Below are 5,309 nucleotides of genomic sequence, written 5' to 3'. Positions count from 1 at the left end.
CGCCCGGCCCTCCTCGGCGACCGACGGGCGGCCCGGGGCGAAGCCCCGCCCGTTGTCGGCGATGTCCAGCGAGACCTGGTCGTCGAGGCAGGTCAGGGTCAGTGCGGCCCGGGTCGCGGCGGCGTGTTCGCGTACGTTGGCCAGCGCGCCCTGGGCGATGCGCAGCAGTGCCGCCTCGGCGCGTTCGGGCAGTGGGCCCGGGATGCCGTCGAGGCGGAACTCCACCGTCAGGCCCGGCCCGCTCTCCCGCTCGGCGAGGGCGCCGAGCGCGGCGGGCAGGGAGCGCTCCACGAGATCGGCCGGTGCCAGATCGTGGACGAACCGGCGTGCCTCGGCGAGGCTGTGGGAGGTGATCTCGGCCGCCTTCCCGATGTGTCCACGGGCCGTGTCCGGGTCCGTGCCCCAGACGCGCTCGGCGGCCTGGAGCAGCATGCGCTGGCTGGACAGCCCCTGGGCGAGGGTGTCGTGGATCTCGGTGGCCAGCCGCTGCCGTTCCGCCAGGACGCCTGCCCGCCGTTCCGTGGCCGCGAGCTCACGGCGGGTACGGACCAGGTCGTCGATCAGGACGCGCTGCCGGGCAGCCTGCCGTCGCAGATGGACGAAGACGGCGGTGGCGACCGCCGCCATGGCGGGTGGGGCCGCGACCATGTTGGGGTTGATGGTGCCCTCGGACACCCGTATCTCGGCGGCGACGACCAGCGAGGTGAGCAGGACCGCAAGGGGCACGGCGATCCGTGGGGGCAGTGTGTGGAGCCCGGCGAACAGCAGCGGCATGGCACACCACGTGGCACTCGGCGCGAGCGCGAGGAGAACGACCCAGACCGCCGTCACGGACCCCAGCCAGGCCAGATGCCGGGTGGACGGCCTGCTGCCGGGAGGCGGCGCCGGCGCCAGCAGGTGCCCGAGGGCGTAGAGAAGCCCGAACACCCCGAACAGCGCCACCACCCAGACCGCACGTGCCCCGCCCTGATCACGCGTCAGGAACCGGGCGAACGAGGAGCACAACAGCAGGAAGAACGAGGCGTGCACGACGGCGGCCAGCCAGCGCGCGTCCGGGTCCGTGCGCTGATGCTCCGGCCAACTCATCGTCCCACCGGCTCTCTTGTCGTGCTCCTCGGGTACTTCACAGGTCGCCCTCCTGTGTCTAACGTGACCGGCTCCCGACCGCATCAACCGATCGGCTGATACGAGGATCGCCCGAACCGCCCCCGGACCGGAGCCGGTCGGCCGAGCCGCACACCCCGCCGCCGCCCCGAGGCTGGCAGCACGACCCGAGCCATCTCGGGAAGCACCGCCCGACTCCATTGGGAAGGAAGCCCCGTGCCGCCGACCGAGAAGAACGTCACCGTCAACCGGGCCGCCCTCGGCCACCGCATCACCTACGCCCTGCGCCACCCCGACCGGGTGCCGCGCCACCTGGTCCGCGTGGCCCGCGACATGTGGCTGCGCCACCGCCACCCGGACCACATCGACTACTACCGCGCGGTGATGCGCTCCGACACCCGCGCCGACCCGGACGCGGCGGTCGGCAGCCGCAGCCGTGAACGGTGGCTGGCGCTGGGCGCGATGCAGTTCGACTATCTGCTCGGCCACGGTCTGCGCCCCGAGCACCGCATGCTGGAGATCGGCTGCGGCAACCTGCGGGGCGGCTGGCGGTTCATCCGCCACCTGGAACCCGGGCACTACTACGGCATCGACATCTCGCCCGACATCCTCGCCGCCGCCCAGGACACGATCGTGGAGATGGGGCTGCAGCAACGCCTCCCCACGCTCACCCCCGTACGCGACCTGACCCTCCGGTTCCTCCCCGACGCCCACTTCGACGTGGTGCACGCGCACAGCGTCTTCTCGCACTCACCGCTCCACGTCATCGAGGAGTGCCTGTCCCACATCGGCCGGGTGCTGAGCCCGGACGGTTGGTTCGACTTCACCTTCGACCGCACCGAGGGCACGGAACACCACGTCCTGCGGGAGGACTTCTACTACCGCACCGAGACGCTCGTCGCCCTGGCCGCGAAGCACGGCCTCCAGGCCCGCTTCATGGACGACTGGGAGAAGCTGCCGCACGGCCAGTCCAAGATCCGCGTCACCCGCACGGCCGCGTCCTGAGGCCTTCGGCGAATCTGCACACCGGCAGGCAACCGGGGCACGGCGCGTGAAGGAGCCGCACGAGATGGTGGAAGGAGCTGCACAGGACAGCGCCCGTTTGTCCCAAGCGAGCAACGAACCCCCGTGAGGCCTGCTCCGGCGACACTTCGGCCCGATCTTCATGCCTAACGTCTTGGGACTTCACCTCCTCTTCCCAGAAGGTTTGTCATGGAGTTCAACTCCCCTGTGTCCCCTACCCGTCGAGGACTTCTGCGCACCGGTGCCGGCGTCGGGCTCGCCGCGCTGGGTCTCGGATACGGTGCCCAGAGTGCGTCCGCGTCGGTGACCGCGACCAAGCGCTTCGACCTGTCCCAACCGTCCTACGACCTGTTTCGCGACAACGTCCTGCACAGCAAGCGCGTCCAGCAGAGCTTCGCCTTCGACTCCGTCAACAAGCGCCTGTTCGTCGCCGCGAAGCGGGCGGACAGCCCGGAGTCGGCCGGTGACCTGTGCATCAGCCAACTCGACCTCCACGGCAACTACGTCTCGTACATGCACCTCAACGGGTTCGGCCACGGTGTCGCCTTCGGCGTCCGCCCGAGCGGCACCAGCAGCCACCTGTGGATCGAGAGCGATGCCAACGGCAACGGCTACGGCACGAAGCTCGCCTTCATCAAGTACGCCGCGGGCACCACTCTCGACTCGTCGTCCACCAGCTTCGGCAGGTTCCAGCCGGTCTCCGGCGCCTCGGAGTTCACCTGCTCCATCGACCCGGTGTACAACCGCATGATCGTCCGCTACCACAAGGACGGCGCCAAGCACATCGCCGTCTACGCGCTCTCCGACACGGACAAGGGCGACTTCAGCAACCCGCTCGTCAGGTTCACCCCGCCGTCGATCTCCGGCACGCCCCAGGGGTACGCGCTCTACGGCTCGTACATGTACTTCCAGACGGGCGACCACTACTCGGACACCAATCAGGCCCCCGGAAACACCTATCTCACCAGCATCAACGTCAACACTGGCAAGATCGCCCAGGGCCCGGTCCTCACCAAGGCCGGCTCCACGCTGAAGTGGCGGGAACCCGAGGGCCTCGCCATCTACCGAACCGACGCGGGCGAGTCCCGCCTCTTCCTCGGCTTCGCGACCGGCGACGAGGGCGACCGCCGCTCCAGCATCTTCTACAAGAACGTGCTGGTCTGACAGGTCCGGGACAGCCCTGCCGGCAGGCCTGCCGACCGGACCGCCGGCACCCCGTGCGCTGCGGGGTCGCCGCCGGCGGTCGCGCAACGCCGATCTACTGAGTGCTCGCGCCGAGCCCGCGCAACAGCGTGGGCAGCGCCGTACCGATCGGCTCCCGTACGACCTCGTCGGCGCGTGCGTCGTACGGGGTCGGCTCGGCGTTGACGATGATCAGCCGGGCTCCGTGGTCGGCGGCGACTCCGGCGAGGCCGGCGGCGGGCTGGACCCGGAGGCTGGTGCCGACGGCGATGAAGACCTGGCAGGCCTTGGTGATCGCGGCGGCCTCGCCGAGCACCACCGGGTCGAGGCGCTCGCCGAACATCACCGTCGCCGACTTCAGGATCCCACCGCACTCCCGGCACGGCGGATCCTCCTCACCCGCCTCGACCCGCGCCAGCGCGTCCTCCATCGGCCCCCGGGCATGGCACCGGGTGCACACCACGCTGCGTGCCGTGCCATGGAGTTCCAGCACCTTGCGGGCGGGCATCCCGGCGAGCTGGTGCAGACCGTCGACGTTCTGCGTGATCACCCGCACGGGCACCCCGCTCCGCTCCAGCTCGGCCACCGCCCGGTGCGCGGCGTTCGGCTCGGCCTTGAGCGTCCGGTTCTTGCGCCGCATCTGCCACGACCGCCGCCGGATCTCCGGATCGCCCATGTAGTACTCGTACGTCACCAGCTTCTCGGCCTCCGGATCCCGCCGCCACAGCCCGTTCGGGCCCCGGTAGTCGGGGATGCCGGAGTCGGTGGAGATGCCTGCGCCACTGAGGATGGCGACGAGGGGCTTGTTCATGGAGCGAGGGTAGGTCGGCTGTCCGGCCGGGGCGAGCGGATATCGGGGCCGGGCGGGGTGCGGCGCCCCGGGCCCCGGTGCCGTCAGGGGGCAGGCAGGCCGTACGTGCGGTCGTAGTGCTGGGCGACCAGGACGCCGCTGTGGTCGCAGGCGAGCTGCCAGTCGTTGACGCCGGTCTCCACGCCGTCGGTGAAGTTCCACAGGAGTCTGCCCTTGGCGGCACCGATCGCGTAGATGCCGTTCTTGTTCTGGTGGGCGGGGACGTAGACGGCGTCGGGACCCGCGGTGACGGGCTGGTCGATGTTGAGGCGTGGCGTGGGGCAGAACCAACGGCGGGCGCCGGTCCCGGCGTTGAACGCGTACACGCCGGCCGGGTCCGTGCCCGTGACGTAGAGCGTGTTGCCGTAGCCGCCGAGGGAGGCGAACATGCCGCGCTCGGGCTTCACCCGCCAGCGCAGTTTGCCGGTGGAGAGGTTCAGGGCCTCGAGTTCCCGGCCGATGGCGAACACCGTGCGGTTGAGCACGGCGAGGCCGGGCCGGAGGTCGTAGCCGACGGGGTGCCGCCACACGACGCCGGAGCTTTCGGTGCTCCGGGCGGTGACGTTGCGCAGGCCGTCGGCGTAGACGAAGACGTCGGGGAGGATGACCGGCGCCAGCCGGACCCCGACGTCCTCCGGACTGATGGGGATGACCTCGGCGCGGCGGCCCGCGAGGTCGACGCCGAACACCGTGTCCGTGGACGTCGCCACGCCCTGCTCCTCGGTGTCCCGCTGGAGCCGGACACCGATGACGGTGACGGCCCGGTCGTCGGTGGCGCCCAGCAGCGTGTCGAACCGGAAGTCCGGTCCGAAGTCGATGGTGAAACGTTCCCCTCCGTCGACCGGGTCGACCCCGATCACCGTCGCCCCCTCACCGAGCGCGATCGCGGCGTCGAAGGCCAGCACGGTCGGGGTGGGTGACTGGCTGATCCCCTCGTAGACCCACTTGGGCCGGGTGCCGTCCTTGAGGTCGAGGCAGACCAGGTCACCCGGGCGGGTCTTCACCAGGGCCGTGCCGTCGTTGAAGACAGCGGGCGCCTGGAGGAGCGGGCCGCCGCGGTAGGTCCACAGCGGCTTCGGGGCCGGCCCCGCGGGCTCCGTCGACCGCTCGGCCGCCTTCTCCGGCCGGCCGAGCAGCAGGGCGGCGGCGA

Annotated in this window: 5 protein-coding genes; 2 read left to right on the top strand and 3 right to left on the bottom strand. The window is 70.9% G+C overall.

Annotated elements, in window-relative coordinates; genetic code table 11:
* A partial coding sequence (locus tag AWZ10_RS45090; RefSeq protein ID WP_060894120.1) for a sensor histidine kinase occupies positions 1 to 1,086 on the bottom strand: 1,086 nt, incomplete at its 3' end.
* A 234-nt stretch (positions 1,087 to 1,320) separates the two neighbouring features.
* Between AWZ10_RS45090 and AWZ10_RS45085 the strand changes: the two genes are divergently transcribed.
* Both AWZ10_RS45085 and AWZ10_RS45080 read left to right on the top strand, forming a co-directional pair.
* Positions 1,321 to 2,109, top strand: coding sequence for a class I SAM-dependent methyltransferase (locus AWZ10_RS45085; protein WP_060894119.1), 789 nt, complete (start codon positions 1,321 to 1,323; stop codon positions 2,107 to 2,109).
* Positions 2,110 to 2,316: 207 nt separating this feature from the next.
* A complete protein-coding gene (locus AWZ10_RS45080; protein WP_046706914.1) occupies positions 2,317 to 3,291 on the top strand; it encodes a phage baseplate protein in 975 nt (324 codons plus the stop codon).
* 94 nt (positions 3,292 to 3,385) lie between these two features.
* Here the strand turns inward: AWZ10_RS45080 and AWZ10_RS45075 are convergent, their stop codons facing one another.
* Together AWZ10_RS45075 and AWZ10_RS45070 are read right to left on the bottom strand one after the other, a co-directional pair.
* A complete protein-coding gene (locus AWZ10_RS45075; RefSeq protein WP_046706915.1) occupies positions 3,386 to 4,120 on the bottom strand; it encodes an SIR2 family NAD-dependent protein deacylase in 735 nt (244 codons plus the stop codon).
* 83 nt (positions 4,121 to 4,203) lie between these two features.
* A partial coding sequence (locus AWZ10_RS45070; protein ID WP_159058597.1) for an outer membrane protein assembly factor BamB family protein occupies positions 4,204 to 5,309 on the bottom strand: 1,106 nt, incomplete at its 5' end.

It is taken from the genome of Streptomyces europaeiscabiei (genome assembly GCF_001550375.1).
GTDB classification, from domain to species: Bacteria; Actinomycetota; Actinomycetes; order Streptomycetales; family Streptomycetaceae; genus Streptomyces; species Streptomyces europaeiscabiei.
Note: the sequence above shows the minus strand (reverse complement) of the source record. Positions and strands in the feature narration are given on the sequence as shown.

Coding starts and splice junctions, on each gene's coding strand:
- AWZ10_RS45080 (WP_046706914.1), top strand. CDS start 2,317: ATGGAGTTCAACTCCCCTGTGTCCCCTACCCGTCGAGGACTTCTGCGC.
- AWZ10_RS45075 (WP_046706915.1), bottom strand. CDS start 4,120: ATGAACAAGCCCCTCGTCGCCATCCTCAGTGGCGCAGGCATCTCCACC.